The organism is Pseudomonas sp. FW300-N1A1, from assembly GCF_058789115.1.
On record NZ_JBYTBK010000034.1, the window covers coordinates 39,521 to 56,058 of the forward strand.

At 62.4% G+C, this 16,538-nt stretch carries 16 protein-coding genes and 1 tRNA gene; 10 read left to right on the forward strand and 7 right to left on the reverse strand.

Features of this window, described 5'->3' with window-relative positions; all coding sequences use genetic code 11:
* Window positions 1-18 precede the first annotated feature (18 nt).
* Window positions 19-951 carry a site-specific integrase gene (locus tag AC3WQN_RS20160; RefSeq protein WP_371918487.1) on the forward strand — a complete coding sequence of 311 codons (933 nt, stop codon included), beginning with the start codon at window positions 19-21 and terminating at the stop codon, window positions 949-951.
* 57 nt (window positions 952-1,008) lie between these two features.
* On the opposite strand, the gene AC3WQN_RS20165 is transcribed toward AC3WQN_RS20160, so the two are convergent.
* Entirely contained in the window at window positions 1,009-1,992 is a 984-nt protein-coding gene (locus tag AC3WQN_RS20165; protein ID WP_103399628.1) for a zinc-dependent alcohol dehydrogenase family protein, read from the reverse strand.
* Window positions 1,993-2,322: 330 nt separating this feature from the next.
* Between AC3WQN_RS20165 and AC3WQN_RS20170 the strand changes: the two genes are divergently transcribed.
* The gene (locus tag AC3WQN_RS20170; protein ID WP_095144292.1) at window positions 2,323-2,676 is read left to right on the forward strand and encodes a DUF1428 domain-containing protein; all 354 of its coding nucleotides are present in this window, start codon (window positions 2,323-2,325) and stop codon (window positions 2,674-2,676) included.
* 60 nt (window positions 2,677-2,736) lie between these two features.
* Here AC3WQN_RS20170 and AC3WQN_RS20175 read toward each other — a convergent pair whose 3' ends face one another.
* Complete coding sequence (locus AC3WQN_RS20175) at window positions 2,737-2,928, reverse strand: hypothetical protein (protein ID WP_103399627.1); 192 nt, start codon at window positions 2,926-2,928, stop codon at window positions 2,737-2,739.
* 131 nt (window positions 2,929-3,059) lie between these two features.
* On the opposite strand from AC3WQN_RS20175, the gene AC3WQN_RS20180 reads away from it, so the two are divergent.
* Window positions 3,060-4,280 (forward strand): HTH domain-containing protein, encoded by a 1,221-nt coding sequence (locus tag AC3WQN_RS20180; RefSeq protein ID WP_103399626.1) that lies wholly within the window; start codon window positions 3,060-3,062, stop codon window positions 4,278-4,280.
* Window positions 4,281-4,313: 33 nt separating this feature from the next.
* Complete coding sequence (locus tag AC3WQN_RS20185) at window positions 4,314-4,943, forward strand: Vgb family protein (protein ID WP_103399625.1); 630 nt, start codon at window positions 4,314-4,316, stop codon at window positions 4,941-4,943.
* A 34-nt stretch (window positions 4,944-4,977) separates the two neighbouring features.
* Here AC3WQN_RS20185 and AC3WQN_RS20190 read toward each other — a convergent pair whose 3' ends face one another.
* Window positions 4,978-5,937, reverse strand: a complete 960-nt coding sequence (locus AC3WQN_RS20190; RefSeq protein ID WP_103399624.1) for an AraC family transcriptional regulator — start codon at window positions 5,935-5,937, stop codon at window positions 4,978-4,980.
* Between the two features lie 182 nt (window positions 5,938-6,119).
* On the opposite strand from AC3WQN_RS20190, the gene AC3WQN_RS20195 reads away from it, so the two are divergent.
* Entirely contained in the window at window positions 6,120-6,821 is a 702-nt protein-coding gene (locus tag AC3WQN_RS20195) for an alpha/beta hydrolase (RefSeq protein ID WP_103399623.1), read from the forward strand.
* Between the two features lie 22 nt (window positions 6,822-6,843).
* Here AC3WQN_RS20195 and AC3WQN_RS20200 read toward each other — a convergent pair whose 3' ends face one another.
* On the reverse strand, window positions 6,844-7,503 hold the full coding sequence (locus tag AC3WQN_RS20200; RefSeq protein ID WP_103399622.1) for an MliC family protein: 660 nt from the start codon (window positions 7,501-7,503) through the stop codon (window positions 6,844-6,846).
* Window positions 7,504-7,869: 366 nt separating this feature from the next.
* On the opposite strand from AC3WQN_RS20200, the gene AC3WQN_RS20205 reads away from it, so the two are divergent.
* Window positions 7,870-7,944, forward strand: a tRNA-Gln gene (locus AC3WQN_RS20205).
* A 307-nt stretch (window positions 7,945-8,251) separates the two neighbouring features.
* On the opposite strand, the gene AC3WQN_RS20210 is transcribed toward AC3WQN_RS20205, so the two are convergent.
* Together AC3WQN_RS20210 and AC3WQN_RS20215 are read right to left on the reverse strand one after the other, a co-directional pair.
* Complete coding sequence (locus tag AC3WQN_RS20210) at window positions 8,252-10,252, reverse strand: peptidase U32 family protein (protein ID WP_103399621.1); 2,001 nt, start codon at window positions 10,250-10,252, stop codon at window positions 8,252-8,254.
* A gap of 124 nt (window positions 10,253-10,376) precedes the next feature.
* The gene (locus tag AC3WQN_RS20215; protein WP_095078963.1) at window positions 10,377-10,757 is read right to left on the reverse strand and encodes a RidA family protein; all 381 of its coding nucleotides are present in this window, start codon (window positions 10,755-10,757) and stop codon (window positions 10,377-10,379) included.
* A gap of 393 nt (window positions 10,758-11,150) precedes the next feature.
* Between AC3WQN_RS20215 and AC3WQN_RS20220 the strand changes: the two genes are divergently transcribed.
* From AC3WQN_RS20220 to AC3WQN_RS20235, 4 genes are all read left to right on the forward strand, one after another.
* Window positions 11,151-11,717 (forward strand): hypothetical protein, encoded by a 567-nt coding sequence (locus tag AC3WQN_RS20220; protein WP_103399620.1) that lies wholly within the window; start codon window positions 11,151-11,153, stop codon window positions 11,715-11,717.
* Between the two features lie 419 nt (window positions 11,718-12,136).
* Window positions 12,137-13,318 (forward strand): LssY C-terminal domain-containing protein, encoded by a 1,182-nt coding sequence (locus AC3WQN_RS20225; RefSeq protein ID WP_218277351.1) that lies wholly within the window; start codon window positions 12,137-12,139, stop codon window positions 13,316-13,318.
* Window positions 13,315-14,589 (forward strand): LssY C-terminal domain-containing protein, encoded by a 1,275-nt coding sequence (locus AC3WQN_RS20230; RefSeq protein WP_218277350.1) that lies wholly within the window; start codon window positions 13,315-13,317, stop codon window positions 14,587-14,589. The genes AC3WQN_RS20225 and AC3WQN_RS20230 overlap by 4 nt, the downstream gene beginning before the upstream one ends.
* Window positions 14,576-15,727, forward strand: coding sequence for a lipase family protein (locus AC3WQN_RS20235; protein WP_103399618.1), 1,152 nt, complete (start codon window positions 14,576-14,578; stop codon window positions 15,725-15,727). The genes AC3WQN_RS20230 and AC3WQN_RS20235 overlap by 14 nt, the downstream gene beginning before the upstream one ends.
* Window positions 15,728-16,133: 406 nt before the next feature.
* Here the strand turns inward: AC3WQN_RS20235 and AC3WQN_RS20240 are convergent.
* A partial coding sequence (locus AC3WQN_RS20240; RefSeq protein ID WP_492606952.1) for an oligopeptide/dipeptide ABC transporter ATP-binding protein occupies window positions 16,134-16,538 on the reverse strand: 405 nt, incomplete at its 5' end.

Sequence of the window (16,538 nt, forward strand, 5' to 3'; positions counted from 1 at the left end):
ATCAAAGGCCCCTCCAGTTTGTCTGATTTACCCGATATGAACGCCCCGCGCCCCAACCCGCTGACGCTGTACCTCAAGCGCCTCGCCCCCTCGAGCCAGCAGACCCTGCGTTATGTGCTACAGGACGCTGCCGATCGCCTGGGGTTCGACGAGCTGAACATCGAAGAGATCCCCTGGCACCAACTGCAGTCCGAAGACGTGATTGCCCTGGTGGCGGCATTACGCCAGGACGGCTACGCGCCCAATACCTCGTCGCTCTACGTCAATGCGCTACGTGGGGTGATGAATGAGGCCTGGCGCCTGAGCCTGATCAGTCAGGAACAGTTGTTGAAAATACGCTCGGTCAAGGGGATTTCCGGCACGCGCCTGTCTCAAGGACGCAACCTCAAGCGCACGCTGATCCACGACCTGATGGCGGTCTGCGCCGCCGATCCACGGCCACAAGGCCTTCGGGACGCGGCGATCATTGCAATCCTGTACGGTTCCGGGATGCGCAAGTCAGAGTCGGTGAACCTGGACCTGGCACAGGTCGACTTCTCCGAGCGCAGCCTGCAGGTCATGGGCAAGGGCAATAAACAGTTGATCAAGTATGCCCCGAGCTGGGCGTTCGCCAAACTCGAGGCCTGGCTTGAGTTGCGCCGTTCGTTGTTGCCCGAGGGGCAGGAAGACGACGGCTTTCTGTTCAACCGAATCCGCCGTGGCAGCCACATCTCCCGCGAGCGCATTACCAAGCATGCGATCTACTACATTGCCCGGCAGCGGGGGGCGCAGGTCGGGGTAAAGATCATGCCCCACGACTTCCGGCGCTCATTCATTACCCGGGTGATCGAAGAGCACGACCTGTCGATTGCCCAGAAACTGGCGCACCACGCCAACATCCAGACCACCGCCAACTACGATGTGCGGGACGACAATGAGCGGCGTCGAGCGGTGGACAGGTTCGACTTGTAAGTCGTTGAAAACCCATGAGGTCGTAGTCGCTCCCGAGCAATCCACGGGCGGCGGGCGTCAGGGGGTGAGCACGACCGCGCCCTTGAAGTGGCCAGCCCTCAGGCACGTCAGCGCGTCATTGGCGTCCTGCAAGGCAAACCAGGTGACGTCGCACTGCACGGGGGTGTGCTGCAGTTCTTCAAAGAACGCGATACCGTCTTCGCGGGTCAGGTTCGCCACTGACCGGACGCTGCGCTCGCCCCACAGCAACCGATAGGGAAACCCGGGGATGTCGCTCATGTGGATCCCGGCGCAAATCACGCAGCCGCCCTTGACCGTGACTTCCAGGGCCTGGGGCACCAGCGCGCCGACCGGGGCAAAGATCAGGCTGGCATCGAGCAAATGCGGCGGGGGCTGATCCGAGGGGCCGGCCCACGTGGCTCCCAGGGATCGGGCATAGGCCTGGCCTTCGCTGTCATCGGGTCGGGTGAAGGCATAGACCTGTTGCCCTCGACCGCGCGCCACCTGGATCGCCAGGTGCGCGGCCGCACCGAAGCCATAGAGGCCCAGGTGGTGGGCGCCCTTGGCCATTTGCAAGGCACGAAAGCCGATCAGCCCGGCACACAGCAGCGGAGCGGCATGGGTGGCCGACAGCGTTTCGGGGATAGGGAAACAGTAGCGCCAGTCGGCAACGGTGTACTCGGCGTAACCACCGTCCAGATGACAACCGGTGAACTGTGCCTGATCGCAGAGGTTCTCCCGACCCGACGTGCAGAACGTGCACTGGCCGCAGGTCCAGCCGAGCCACGGAACGCCTACCCGTAGGCCGATCCAGCCGGGCGGAACGTCAGCCCCCACCGCTGTCACTTCGCCGACGATTTCATGACCCGGTACCCGCGGCAGTACCGCTTGCGGCAGCTCGCCGTCCAGCAGATGCAGGTCGGTGCGACACACGCCGCACGCCTGGACCTTGATCAGCAGTTGCTGCACGCCAGGTTTCGGAATCGGTCGCTCCTGCAGTTGCAACGGCTGGCCGGGGGTATGCAGAACCATGGCGCGCATGACGACTCTCCCAATCTTGGGTCACCCACAAAACATCTTACAGGGGCATTTCCTCCGACCACCGGGCCCGGCCCGGCCTGGTCAGCGCCTGCCGGAGCGTGATCAGCAGTCCATTCAGGGCTGCTGAGCGGTTGACCTCGAAGCGCGTTCAGAGTGCCCGGGGAAGGATCGTTCGCCATCCCCTGTGGTCCAACAGCCTGTGTAGCCTGACTCCGGCGGCCATTACCGTTGGTCGGCTTCGATGCTCATGCTGTCGATCCAGATAACGCCCCGTCGACTATTCACGAGCCAATCCCGGCACGCCCCCTGCAACCGTATCAGGAGCAGATCATGTCCTACATCGATGGCTTCATTGCCGCCGTACCCACCGCCAATCGCGATAGATTCCGCCAGCATGCCGAATTCATGGCGGCGATTTTCAAGGAGAACGGTGCGCTCAACGTCAGCGAGTGCTGGGGGGACGATGTCCCCGAAGGCAAGGTGACCTCGTTTCCCATGGCGGTGAAACGCAAGGAAGATGAAACCGTGGTCTTTTCGTGGATCGTCTGGCCCGATCGCCAGACCCGCGACAAAGGCATGGAGAAGTTCATGGCCGATCCCCGGGTGCGCGCCGAGGGCAACGCGATGCCCTTTGATGGCCAGCGCATGATCTTTGGCGGATTCCAGCGGATCGTGAACCTCTAGTGTCCTGTCTCGCAAGCAGGCTGCCAGGCGGGTCTGCCCTATATGCAGACCCGCGTGCCTTCATTCCTGCACCGTGATCCGACAACTCTTGCGGTTGCGGATCTCTTTATCGGACGGCCGCTCCTTCACAAACTCGAAGCGCGGCTCGCCTTCGTTGTACGTCACCAGCCAGCCCCATTCCAGCTCGGACTCATCCTGCCCGGGCTTTGGCGGCGCGGCCCACCATGGTTCCTTACTGACGATCTTGCGCATGGCCACCTCCCGGTGGTTTGGGACACCTCAACTATAACGGGGTTGGGTGGACGCGCCAGTGGCTGGTGCGGGTGAGATAGACTGGGCAGCGAACACCTGACGGCAGGAGTGGCAGCGGTGGCGAGGCTCACATGGATTCGTTGATCACGGCCGCGGCGCGTGCGCTGGCGGCGGGAGACCCCCTTGGTGCACTCGATCATGTGGCCTTGCGCGACGATGCCCCGGCGCTTGCCCTGCGGGGCATTGCGATGGCGCAATTGGGCGAATTCGCCCGGGCCAAGACGTTGGTACGCAGGGCGGCGCGGGCGTTCGCGCCCGAAGAAGCCCTGGCCCGTGCGCGCTGCGTGGTCGCCGAGGCGGAAATCGCTTTCGCTTCCCGGGACCTGGGCTGGCCGGTCAAGGCTCTGGAGGCTGCACGCCGAGCCCTCGAAGACCACGGCGACCGGGTCAACGCAGCGCATGCCCGGTATCTGGAGATTCGGCGCCTGCTGCTGATCGGTCGCCTGGACGAGGTCGAGCAGCGACTGGCCGGGCTCGATCCCAGAGGGTTGCCCCCGGCGTTAAACACCATTCACGAACTGATCGTGGCCGGGATAGCCATCAGGCGCCTGCGGACACCGGACGCGCGCGCCGCGCTGGCACGGGCTGAACACCAGGCCCGGTGCGCCGGGATTGCCGCACTGCACGCGGAGGTGCGGAGCGCGGTCCTCCTGCTCGATACTCCCGCCGCTCGCTTGATCTGCCGTGGCGAGGAGCGGCTGCTGTTGCTCGATGAGATTGAAGGGCTCCTGCTGTCGGACGCGCTGATTGTCGATACACGGCGGTTTCTGGTGCGTGACGGGCTCGTGCAGGTGTCCCTGGCCGGGCGTCCGGTGCTGCTGGTGCTGGCACGGGCATTGGCCCATGCCTGGCCCGGCGAAGTGTCGAGAGCAGCGCTGATCGCCCGGGCCTTTCGCTTGAAGCTGGACGATGAGTCCCATCGCGCACGGCTGCGGGTCGAAATCGGCCGGCTGCGCACCCTGTTGCGGCCGTTGGCCGGGGTCACTGCGACCCAGGGCGGATTTACCCTGGTGCCCCATCGCTCCCGCGAGGTCGTAATACTCGCTTGGCCGGTGGAGCATGCCCATACCGCAGTGTTGGCCTTGCTCGCCGACGGTGAGTCGTGGTCGAGTTCCGCGCTGGCCCTGGCGCTGGGTTGCAGTCAACGCACGGTGCAGCGCGCGCTCGAGGCTCTGGCTGCCGAGGGCAGGGTGCAGTCGTTCGGTAGCGGGCGAGCGGGGCGCTGGGTGATCCCGTCGGTACCGGGATTCGCGACGACTTTGTTACTCCCCGTTCCCCTGGCCAATGATTAGGCTGAACGCTCCCCCCATGAAGAGGAAGCCAGCATGAAACAGTCCGCCGCCAACATACTTCGTGAATATGGACCCTTTGCCGACGTCAAGAGCGTCCATGGCGTGACCTGGGACGGCCAGCGCATCTGGTTTGCCAGCGACAGCGGGCTCCATGCCCTGGATCCGGCCAGCGCAAAAACCTCCCGCACGATCAACGTCGCCGCCGATGCCGGCACAGCATTCGACGGCCAGCACCTGTACCAGATCGCCGAGAACCTCATCCACAAGATCGACCCCGCCACAGGCCGAGTGCTGGGCACTATCCCGGCCCCGGGCGGCAGTAATTCGGGGTTGACCTGGGCCGAGGGTACGCTCTGGGTCGGCCAGTACCAGGACCGCAAGATTCATCAGATCGACCCTCTCACCGGCGCGATCCTGCGCACCCTTGAGTCCAATCGCTTCGTCACCGGCGTCACCTGGGTGGACGGCGAACTCTGGCACGGCACCTGGGAAGGCGAGGAAAGCGAGTTGCGCCACATCGATCCGCACACGGGCGCCGTGCTGGAGTCCCTGGAAATGCCGGCGGGCGTCGGAGTCTCGGGGCTTGAGTCCGACGGCGGCCACCAATTCTTCTGCGGGGGAGGTGGCAGCGGCAAGGTGAGGGTCGTGCGCCGGCCCGAATGAACCTGCGCGCCCCCATGTCAGGGGCGCGAACGTATCATTCGACGGATTGACCCTGGCGAGCGCGATACTCGCCCGGTGCGAGGTTGAATTCGCGGCGAAAAGCACGGCTGAACGCGGACTCGGACTGGTACCCCAACGCCTCGGCAATCTGTGAAATGCGTCGATTCGACGAGAGGAGGTGCTGGCTGGCCAGTTGCATTCTCCAGTGCGCGAGGTAGCGCATCGGTGAGGTGCCCACCAGACGAGCGAAGTGGCTGGCCAGGTTCGAGCGTGACTGCTTGACCTGGGCAGCCAGTCGTTCGACTGTCCACTCGGCGCCAGGCTCGGCGTGCAACAGTGCCAGCGCGTGACCGATCACCGGATCGCGCAGGGCGACAATCCACCCGCCGGCGCCCTCCGGAGCACGCGCAAGCCAATGGCGCACCGCCCAGATAAACATCAGGTCGATGATTCTGGAGAGCATGACCGCGCTGCCGATGGAGGGGCTTTGCACCTCTTTTTGCATCGCGGCGATCGTCAGCGACAGCCACTCCCTGGATCCGACGTCATCGGATTTCGCGTCTTGCAGACAGGTGACATGCAACAGCGCGGGCAAGCCGAGCATCAGGGCCTGGCCGCCGGTTCCCTCGAACTGGAACACACCGCTGGTGATCCGGACCGCTTCGCCGGGCTGTACGACAAGGGCGTCGGCGTCGATGCGATGGCGTTGCCCGTGGGGCACAAAGATGATGTCCCCCGGCGCCAGTTGCACGGATTCGCTTGCGTCTTCCAGGCGCAACCGACAAGCCCCTTCATGCACGACATGGAAACACGCCTGGCCGGCGGGGCGACGCAATGACTCGCCAGGCCGGACGGTGACGGCACCCAGCAGTTCACCGCGCATGCGGGCGAGGCTGAACACCTCGAAAAAAACATCGGCGGCGGGATCTCTCAGATCAGCGCCAGGGGATGGGTTATTTCGGTGTCTCGGCACAGTCTTCGGCATTCTGGTCATGGTAGGCCGGCAGCCACCTCACAATAATGGGCGGGTCAGAGCATACGTCAGCATTCACAGGGCGTCCTGCTGAGTGCCTGCTTCTGCAGCCCTTGATTTCCGAGCAGGCGCCCGATGTCACAAAGGGCACTATGCTGATGGGTCTCGGGTGAACATCTCTATTCACGGATCGGAGTCAGCTCATGAGCAATAAACCTACGGTAGTGTTGGTGCATGGTTTCTGGGGCGGTGCAGCGCATTGGGGCAAGGTCATCGTGGAACTGGCACGCAAGGGCTATACCTCCATTCGCGCAGTGGAAATGCCACTGACCTCCCTGGCCGACGATGCCGAGCGTACACGCAAGATGGTCGCGCAGCAGAGTGGTCCTGTGCTGTTGGTGGGGCACTCCTACGGGGGAGCAGTGATCACGCAAGCCGGTGACCTGCCGAATGTCGTGGGGCTGGTCTATATTGCAGCCTTTGCGCCGGATGCCGGCGAAAGCCCTGGCGGCCTGACCCAGCAGCATCTGCCCTTGGCGGCGCCCAACCTAGAGCCTGACAGCGATGGTTTCCTGTGGCTCAAACCCGAGAAATTCCATGAAAGTTTTGGCCAGGACCTGACGCCCGATGAGGCGCTGGTCATGGCGGTCACCCAGAAGGCCCCGCTGGCCAGCACCTTTGGCGACACCATCACGGCCCCCGCGTGGAAAAACAAACCGTCCTGGTACCAGATCTCCAGCGCCGACCGAATGATTCACCCGGACAACCAGAAAATGATGTCGGCCCGACTCAATGCCAGGAAGGTCATCACCCTGGACGCCAGCCACGCGTCGCTGGCCTCCCGGCCTGCCGAGGTCGCCGCGTTGATTGACGAAGCCGCGAGCGAGGCGATCAAGACCTCGTGAGTTGACGGTGGTTAGTGTCAGATCAGCCAGTGGGCTCGACGGTACACCTCATGGCGGATGATCCCGGCTTCAGGAACACCGCCATGGCATCCGTTTGCCAAAAGCTGTAGTAGCCCAGGCTGTCCTTGCCGCTGTAGCGCAGCCCCGAATCACTCGGCATCTCGCTCAGCGTGATCGAGGTGTTGGCCCATTTGAGGTAGACGACATCGGGCCCGGCATTAAAGAAAGTGGCGGCGATCGGCGTGTTCAGGCCTGTGCACCGAAAGGTCAGGGGGCCTTCGGTCAATCTGTCCGGGTCCTTGGTCCTGACGATTGCCGAACCTCGGCGCAGCTGGTATGCACGCTCGGCATAGCTGCGGATCGTGCAGGCCTTCGGAGCGACGTCGGTTGCGCACTGATTGCGGGCCAGGATCCAGAACTGCTGGTCGTTCATGACTTTGTCGGGAGGCGGTACCGAGCGCTGATCCGTGAGCGCCAGTCGGTACAGGCGCCTGAGCTCGACGTCCATCCGTGCCAGTTGGGGATCGCGGCAGATCAGCTTTTCGACCTTCGCGGTGGCCGTGGAGCAGTCGAAACCGGTCTGGAAGACTCGGCCGGGAGTTGCCGCACTGGCAACGTTGCTCGTCACCGCGCACAGGCCGGTTGCGAGAAACCCTGTCCAGATGGCCGTGAGCATTTTCATGTTGGCTTCACTCAGATCATTACGTGATGCCCAGGCTGGCAGCGTGATCCATCGATCCGTTGAACCGTCCTGCGTTCGTATGGGGTGTATCGCAGTGTAAGTCAGTGCTCAAAACTTGCCAGACCGCCGGGCAGCGCCGTTCGGCAATATCAGGGCTTTTCACCGGCCACGGGAACGCAAAAAAGCCGTGCAAAAGATCAGTTTCAGCCTTGTTTAACAGTAAGCATCTGTTTTAAAACCATTTTGTTTATTTTTTCTCTTCCCAGACGAAGCGAAAGTTGATACATTTGCGCGCATTCCTGCACAGGCCCTTACGCGGCGTGTCACCACAGGAAGAGAGTGCCAGTCACTCATCGCAACAGATACAGGGGCGTCGCCAAGCGGTAAGGCAGCAGGTTTTGATCCTGCCATGCGTTGGTTCGAATCCAGCCGCCCCTGCCATTTTCCTAGATTCATCCAGATACGGCTCACTCGGCAGCTATTGCACGAGGCCTGGTCGATTCTTCTTGCACAGAACGCCAGCTCCGATCCGGTGTTTCTCGTGTCAGTTGTATAACTCCCGACGTTTCAACATCCAGCTGGCTTGCCGTGAACGCGACAACGTGCCGACTGCATTTCATCAGAACTCAACACCGCATCCACCCTGTGCCAGCGGGCGAGGGCGGTTATGCGCGGCATGAGACCGTGAGCCGCCTGTTATTGATCGAGCGGGCGAGCGCGATGACAAGACATCGCGCTCGCCGCTCACTCAATGCGGTGCGCGCGGGATGGTCTTGAGCAAGTCGGCGGGGCTGATGTGCCCGACGACCTGTTCCGCCGCGCTGCCCGATTGCGGCAGGCCAAGGATGTGGCCCTTGATCTTGCCGATCACATGCATCTCGCAGGGCTTGCAGTCGAACTTCAGCGTCAGCACCTCGTCACCGTGCACCAGTTGCATCGGCGCGACCTTGGTGCGCACGCCAGTGACACCCTTGGCCTGCTTCGGGCAGAGGTTGAAGGAGAAGCGCAGGCAGTGCTTGGTGATCATCACCGGCACCTCGCCGGTTTCCTCGTGGGCCTCGTAGGCCGCGTCGATCAGCGCGACACCGTGACGGTGATAGAAGTCGCGGGCCTTCTGGTTGTAGACGTTGGCCAGGAACGACAGGTGCGACTCCGGGTAGACCGGTGGCGGCGTGGTCTCTGCCTTGCGCCCGCCCCGTGGGTGAGCCGCGACACGGGCCGCGGTCAACGCTTCAATCACTTCGCGGCGCAACGCCTTGAGCTGCGAATTGGGGATGAAGTACGCCTGTGGCGCATCCAGCTTGATGTCCGTGGCGTGGTACTGGGTCGTGCCCAGTTGGCCGAGCAGGTCGTGCAGTTGCTCCAGGGCCTGTTCCGGCTTGTTGGCCAGGCCGAACGGACCGTCCAGGGCCACATGGGCGCTGATGCCTTCCTCGCTGGTGGCGGTCAGTTCCAGGCGATCCTCGCGCAGGCGAGCGACCCAGGCAACGCCGACCCGGCGCTCGGCGGAGGTCTTGAGCAACGCCTGCTGCCAGTTGTGGTCAAGGTTGCGGCTCAACGGATGGCGTGGCCCCAGGCGGTGCAGCCCCTCCGGCATCTCGTTGGGTTCGACGCGGTAGCGGTAACGCTTTTCGCCGTCCTCTTCAAACTCGCCCCTGGCCTCGGCGATGTTGGCGCGGAAACCCACCACCTCGCGTTTGACCAGCACATTGAGGCCGTCGCCGTTGGACAGCGGCTCATGGGTAATCACCTGCAGGTCGCGCTTGCCGACCTTCTCGACGATGCCCACCGGCACGCCGGTGAACGTCGGCGAGTCGAAGGCGCCGATGTCGATCTTGCGATCACTGACGAAGTAGTCGGTGCTGCCGCGGTGGAAGGTCTTCTCCGGATCGGGCAGGAAGAAGTGCGCGGTGCGGCCGCTGGACGCGCGGGCCAGGTCCGGGCGGTCTTCGAGGACGGCGTCCAGGCGCTGGCGGTAGTAGGCCGTGATGTTCTTCACATAGCCCATGTCCTTGTAGCGACCCTCGATCTTGAACGAGCGCACACCCGCTTCTACCAGGGCGCGGATGTTGGCGCTCTGGTTGTTGTCCTTCATCGACAGCAGGTGCTTTTCATAGGCGATCACGCCGCCTTTTTCGTCCTTGAGGGTGTACGGCAGGCGGCAGGCCTGGGAACAGTCGCCCCGGTTGGCGCTGCGGCCGGTCTGGGCGTGGGAGATGTTGCACTGGCCGGAGAAGGCCACGCACAACGCACCGTGAATGAAGAACTCGATCGCCGCATCGGTCTCGTCGGCGATGGCGCGGATCTCTTGCAAGTTCAGCTCGCGGGCCAGGACCAACTGGGAGAAGCCGGCCTGATCGAGGAACTTCGCCCGCCCCAGGGTACGGATGTCGGTCTGGGTGCTGGCGTGCAGCTCGATCGGTGGGATGTCCAGTTCCATCACGGCCAGGTCCTGGACGATCAGGGCGTCGACGCCGGCATCGTACAGTTGGTGGATCAGCTTGCGCGCCGGCTCCAGCTCGTTGTCGTGCAGGATCGTGTTGATGGTGGTGAAGACCCGGGCGTGGTAGCGCCGGGCGAACTCCACCAACTGGGCGATATCGCTCACCTCGTTGCAGGCGTTGTGGCGGGCACCGAAGCTCGGGCCCCCGATGTACACGGCGTCGGCGCCATGCAGGATGGCCTCGCGAGCGATGGCCACGTCGCGGGCAGGGCTGAGCAATTCCAGATGATGTTTGGGCAGGGACATATTTTTTTAGTCAGGCTTGTCACGGTCGAGACGCGCATTGTAGCGGCGAAACGCTTGACCGGCACCCGCATGCTGTCCGGTGGCGGCCATTCGCAGAGCATGGCCGCCGGATAACGCCGCGGACTCAGCCCTTGGCGGCCATCGCGGTGACTTCCACGCGCATGCCTTCAACCGCCAGGGCCGCCACGCCGACAGCGGCGCGCACCGGCCACGGCTTGGCGAAAAAGCGCTGGTAAACCTCGTTGAACGCGGCGCGGTCGGCCATATCGGTGAGGTAGATGGTCAGGTGCATCACCCGGTCCATGGAACTGCCGGCGCGCTCCAGCGCAACCTTGAGCGCCTGCAGGGTGCACTCGCTCTGCAGCGTGATGTTGCCCAGTTCCAGGCTGCCGTCGGCACGGGTAGGGATCTGCGTGGAGACCAGCACGCCCGCAAAACCGACAACGTCGGAGGAAATGGAGTCCGCGTCGGGATCAGGGATAAAGGTCAGGTCGTGGTTTGCCATGGGGGGCTCTTGCGTGAGGTGGTAAAGGGAAGGTCGCGGGTAGGTCGGACGGTTCGACATCGTCAGTGGCCGGGACGCTGGGAGGCTTTAATACCTTGAATCGGGTGATCATGCCAACTTAAAGCGGGAGAGGGCGTAGTGGTTTTACTGGCGGTGAAATCTAGCCCACTTCTCGGAATCAGGATCCTTTGGCCATGAGTGCGCGAAATTTTCCTTGAACGCTCCCTTAACCCTTGAATAAGGTCGCAATGTTACTGAAGGTCAGGAAGAGGGTGGCCGTGCCCAGTTGCTGAAGGCGGTCGGAAACGCTGAGTGGTACCGGGATAGAAATGCTCCTGTTCCAAAGCAAGCGTTGCCGAAGGCGCACCATAGGAGAATTGAAAGGAGCGACGGATGAAAGGGTTAGCCAGAAGGCTGATGGCTGGGCGTTTGGCAGTGCATCACGAGATGGGTGTCACGGTGCTGAACGAAAAGGGAGAGCCCATCGACTTGATTACTCCGCAGATGATGGCGTTATCCGACTGGGGGATAGTCTACGAGCGATGGATTGGTCTGGAACTAGAGAAAGATGGTTGGGAAATCGATTACAGAGGGCTAGCCCTTGGTTTTGCAGATCAGGGTATTGATCTGGTCGCAGTTCGGGACGGCAAGTCTCGTTATCTGCAGTGCAAGTTTGTCCATACCCCTTTCGGGAAACAGCAGATCGAGCAGATACTCTACAAAGCTTCGCAATACCTGCATCACCAGGCTTTGAATCGCGGTGATGTGTTCGAACTCATTGTCCCTCACGTTGAAAAAGCATTCCCACTCACGCGCAAGAAAAACAAGCCACCTCAAGAGAACCAATTCAAAAGGCGGTTCCTGGGCTGCAATCACATCCAGAGTCGTATACGGCTGGCGATTACGCAAATACCGATGGACATCCAATGCCCGATCAGAGGTAACCCGGAAATCGAATAGTCTGGATGTCGCTCCCCCCCGGATCACTGTGACTTACTCGAGAACTACTACGATAGATAGAGGATCCTGGCGTTCTCAACGGCTGCTGGAGCCCATCGACGACGTATCACCTGCAGAGGCCGAAGCGGCCTGCTATCGATAGTTCGGCCAGTCTGCCATGGCGGCGTGACTCACACCAAAAAGCCTCCGGAATTCCCGGGGCGGTTCATAATGAAAAGCTTCGACGTAGAAACTAATGTTGGTAGTAGCCACGGATTACGTAGGCAGGGCAGCGAAGATTGGTAAAGCTCAGTTGATGAGGTTACGCAATGCATCGCATGGTGAGGCACGTTCTCACAGCAACGGCCATCGCAGCCGCGCTCGCCGGCTGCGCCTCCCAGCCTCCGCCAACGACGAGCCTTGACTACAAGAGCCGCGCCGTGACGCGCAGCGATGGCGGCTTGCGCGTGTCGACCGCCGTACTGTCGGCCGCAGAAAGCGAGGTGGTCTACGGCGTGCCTCTGGCGAATACATCGATACAGCCAGTCTGGATCGAAGTCAAAAATCGGGAAGACCGCGCCTACTATCTGCTTTCGCCGGGCCTCGATCCAAATTTCTTCCCTGCATCCGAGGCGGCCGAAGCATTTTTCTCGGGCGTCCCGCAGGACGAGCGGACGGCGCTCGACCGGCACTTTCGTCGGCTGGCCTTCCGCAACCCTATCCCACCTGGCGCGACAACCTCGGGCTTCGTGTTGACCAATCTCGACGAGGGGTTCAAGTTCGTTCACCTCGATCTGGTGGCAGACGGGCGGGCGAGGCATTTCTCTGTCCTTTCCATCGTGCCGGGCCTGCGCACCGATTACCACATCAGCGAAGTGTTCAGGCAGGGCATCTATCCGCCCGAAGAAATTGTGAACTACACGGATGACGCCAGTTTCCAGGCGGCGCTGGAGGCGCTGCCGTGCTGCGTCACCAACGAGGAGGGTTCCAGTAACGGCGATCCGCTGAACCTGGTGATCGTCGGCGGCCTCGATGATGCCTTCCCCGCATTCGCGCGTCGCGGCTGGCGTGGAACTGAGGAAAAGTGGTCGGGGTCGATCATGAAAATGGTCAATTCGGCGCTTGCCGGAGAGCGCTATCCCTATGCGCCGGTGAGCGATCTCTATCTGTTCGGGCGAGCTCAGGACCTTGCCTTGCAAAAGGCGCGTGACAACGTCCACCAGCGCAATCATCTGAGGCTGTGGCTGAGTCCGATGCAATATCACGGCAAGAAGGTGTGGGTCGGACAGATCAGCCGTGATATCGGCAGCCGGCTTACCGTGCATTCTGCGACGCTGACGACGCACAAGATCGACCCTGACGTCGACGAAGCGCGGAGTGCACTGACACAGGATATGGCGTATTCGGTGACGCTGGCCAAGTTCGGATTTGTGAAGGGTGTGGGGGCCGCGCCCAAGGTTGCGCCGCGCGAGAACCTGACGACCGATCCTTACTACACGGATGGGCTGCGCTGTGTCCTGGTATTCGATAAAACGCACACCTCCCTGGCGGAAATCGAGTTCTTTCTATCGAAGGGAATCTACGAGAATGGCGGACAGTCACCGGGGCGGGGCAAGCCATGAGCCGCTTGCCGTCGGCACCACGCGGCGCTCTGCGGTATGCAATGCGCTGCTTGTACACCATGAGTTGTGCCGCGATTCTTGCGCTCGCCGTTGCTTGTGCGACCTGGCAGGCGCCTGCCGATTTCAGTACTTCCGGGTTGCGTGAACGTGCGCAGACGGCCACCAGGCACGAGGTGCGCGTCAGCGCCGCCGTGCTCAGTGCCGAAGACAGGCGGCGCATGCTGGGTGTGGAGTTGGACAAGACGCGCGTGCAGCCCGTGTGGGTCGAAGTCCAGAACCAGACTGCCGATCCGCTCTTGTTGCTGCGGCCGGGAACCGATCCCGACTATTTCTCGCCACTCGAAGTCGCCTGGTCCGTGCACAGGACATTAGCCCCGGCAGCGAACGCGCGCATCGATGCACACTTCGACCAACTGGGGTTCAAGAATCCCGTCCTGCCAGGCGAAACGAAAGCGGGCCTGCTGTTCATCAACCCGGAGCGCGTTACGCGGCTGCTGAATATCGATCTGCTGCAGAGAAAGACGCTGATCCCGTTCTCCCTCTTCTTGCAGGTGCCGGACGATGCTGGGGAAAAATGGTTTGCCGAAGGCTTGTTCCAGCATCACGGTTCCGAGATCAAGGACTATGACGATCTGGCCGCGTTGCGTTCCGCGTTGGAGCGCCTTCCCTGCTGCGCCGCTGACGCGAACGGCAGGGCGCACGGCGATCCGCTCAATGCGATTCTCGTCGGCGAGTTCGCCGATATCGCCGCCGCATTTGTGCGTCGCGGCTACCGGCGTGCCGCGTACTCCGCGGATGCGGCCGAACGTGTGTTCAGCCGCATGCCCGATGCCGTGGTTCGCAAGCAATCGCAAGCCGGAGCGCCGGCGACTTGGGTGCGTGTGTGGCTCACGCCAATGCGCTTCGAAGGTCGCTCCGTCTATCTCGCGCAGGTCGGGAGACCGATCGGCGGACGCTTTGCACCGCACGAGTCGGAAAACCTCGTCTTGCATGAGGATGTCGATGAGGCGAGAAATCTGCTGATTCAGGACATGATGTATTCGGCCGGTCTGGACAAGCTCGGGTTCGTCACCGGCGTCGGTCCCGCGTCCCAGGCACAATCGCGAACGACGTTCAGCGGCGCCCATTACTTCAGCGACGGTCTGCGTGCGGTCATGTTCTTTGCGCCGCGGCCGCTCAGCCTGTCGGAGGTGGAGATGCTCGATTGGGAAACGTATCTGGACCGGCGCGAATCGCCTGCACGGAAGGAGGTCGACGATGCCCACAAGTGACCTGTTCGGCAGGCCGGATGACTCGGCCGGCCGTCTGTGCGGGGCCCACACATTGTTGTGCCGCGGTGGCATGGCATGGTTGATGATCGCTGGCTGCCATGCGCTCACCGCCTGCACATCTGCGCCGCTGATCGCCTACTCGACGGACACACCGCCGCTTGTGCTGGTCCCTGCGTCGCAGGCCGGCGTGCAGGACCAGCGGGCGCGCTTTCGCGAGATTTTCTGCTCGATCCTCGACACGCGAGGAAGCGATCTGCCCGATAGCCGCCCTTGCGAGGAGGCGCTGACGCGCGTCGGTAGCGAACCTGGTGGCACCGGCAAACCCGTCGATCTCGGTCAATCGAAACGCCGTCTGATCGGCGCTGTGGTGGCCGGCGTCGGCTACGAATGCTTCGAGCAATGGCTGCAAGCGCCCGGCAGCGTAGCGATTCATCTCCGCCAGTTCGGATATGACCTGGTGCAGATCAAGGTCGACGCTTTATCGAGTTCCGCAAACAACGCTCGGCAAATACGCGACGCGATCATGGCGATGCCAGCCGAGGCCGGACCGCCGCGCCTCGTCCTGATCGGCTATTCGAAGGGCGCGCCCGACATTCTCGAAGCGATGGTCGCTTACCCGCAAATCCGCGGCCGCGTCGCGGCAGTGATCAGCGCAGCCGGCTCGGTCGGCGGCTCGGCGCTGGCCAACGATGCCGAGCAGTACCAGGCGGACCTGTTGCGGTACTTTCCCGGTGCGACCTGCGATTCGGGCGACGGTGGCGCGATCAACAGCCTGCGACCCGCAACGCGCAAGAGCTGGCTGGCGCAGAACCGGCTGCCGTCCGAACTGAACTACTATTCGCTCGTTACCTTCCCGCAGCCGGATCACATCTCATTCGCGCTGAAATCGAGTTACAACAAGCTGGCGCGCATCGATGCCCGCAACGACAGCCAAGTGATCTTCTACGATCAGGTTGTGCCTGGCAGCACCCTGATGGGCTATATCAACGCCGATCATTGGGCACTGGCAGTGCCGATCGCCCGAACGCATTCGACCATCGCTTCACTATTGGTGACACAGAATGCCTATCCGCGCGAGGCGCTGGCGGAGGCGATGCTGCGCTTCGTCGAAGAGGATTTGGCGGCATCTTCGCGCTGATCCGCTCCCGCATGCATCGGCAGCTGGAAGCGTCAGGCTCGAAAGCACCGCTGGAGCGACCTGCTGGTCTGTCCAAAGGACATCCTGTTGCACTCCATCAACGCTGAGGGTAAAGGTTGCCTGAGCGACTGTTCCTGCTGCTGGGGGATTGTTGGCATTCGGATGGATTGCTTCTTGCTGGTCGCGAGCCCGGCCGGCGCGAAGGCGTACCTCTCGCCGCTCGGTGCCGCTTCACAATGTCAATCGCTCCGCACCGCTTGATCGGCTCATCTCGGTATCATCAGGCCCTGACGAATATGCAGACGCCGCGCGGTTAAGCGATCTCGCCGGAGCCCCCTGGGCATGAATAGGCGTCCGTCGGCTGGCGTGGGGGTGGACAAGGGCGCGGCCTGTTAACCCCGGTGGCTCAGTCGTTGATGTCTTGCGCGTAGTGGCAAGCCACTTGCCGGCCGTCGAGCAGACGCAAGGCCGGCTCTTCAGTGCTGCAGCGCTCGGTGGCGTACGGGCAACGCTTGTGGAAGGCGCAGCCGGACGGCGGGTTCAGCGGGTTGGGCAGTTCGCCGACGATCTTGATTTTCGGCTTGTCCGGATCCGGGTGGATGGTCGGCGTTGCCGACAACAGCGCCTGGGTGTACGGGTGCAGAGGGCGGGTGTAGATGTCCTCTTTCGGACCCATTTCCACCGGCCGACCGAGGTACATCACCATCACGTGATCGGCGACGTGGCGCACCACCGCCAGATTGTGGGAGATGAACACGTAGGCGGTGTTGAACTCTTGCTGAAGGTCCATGAACAGGTTCAGCACCTGGGC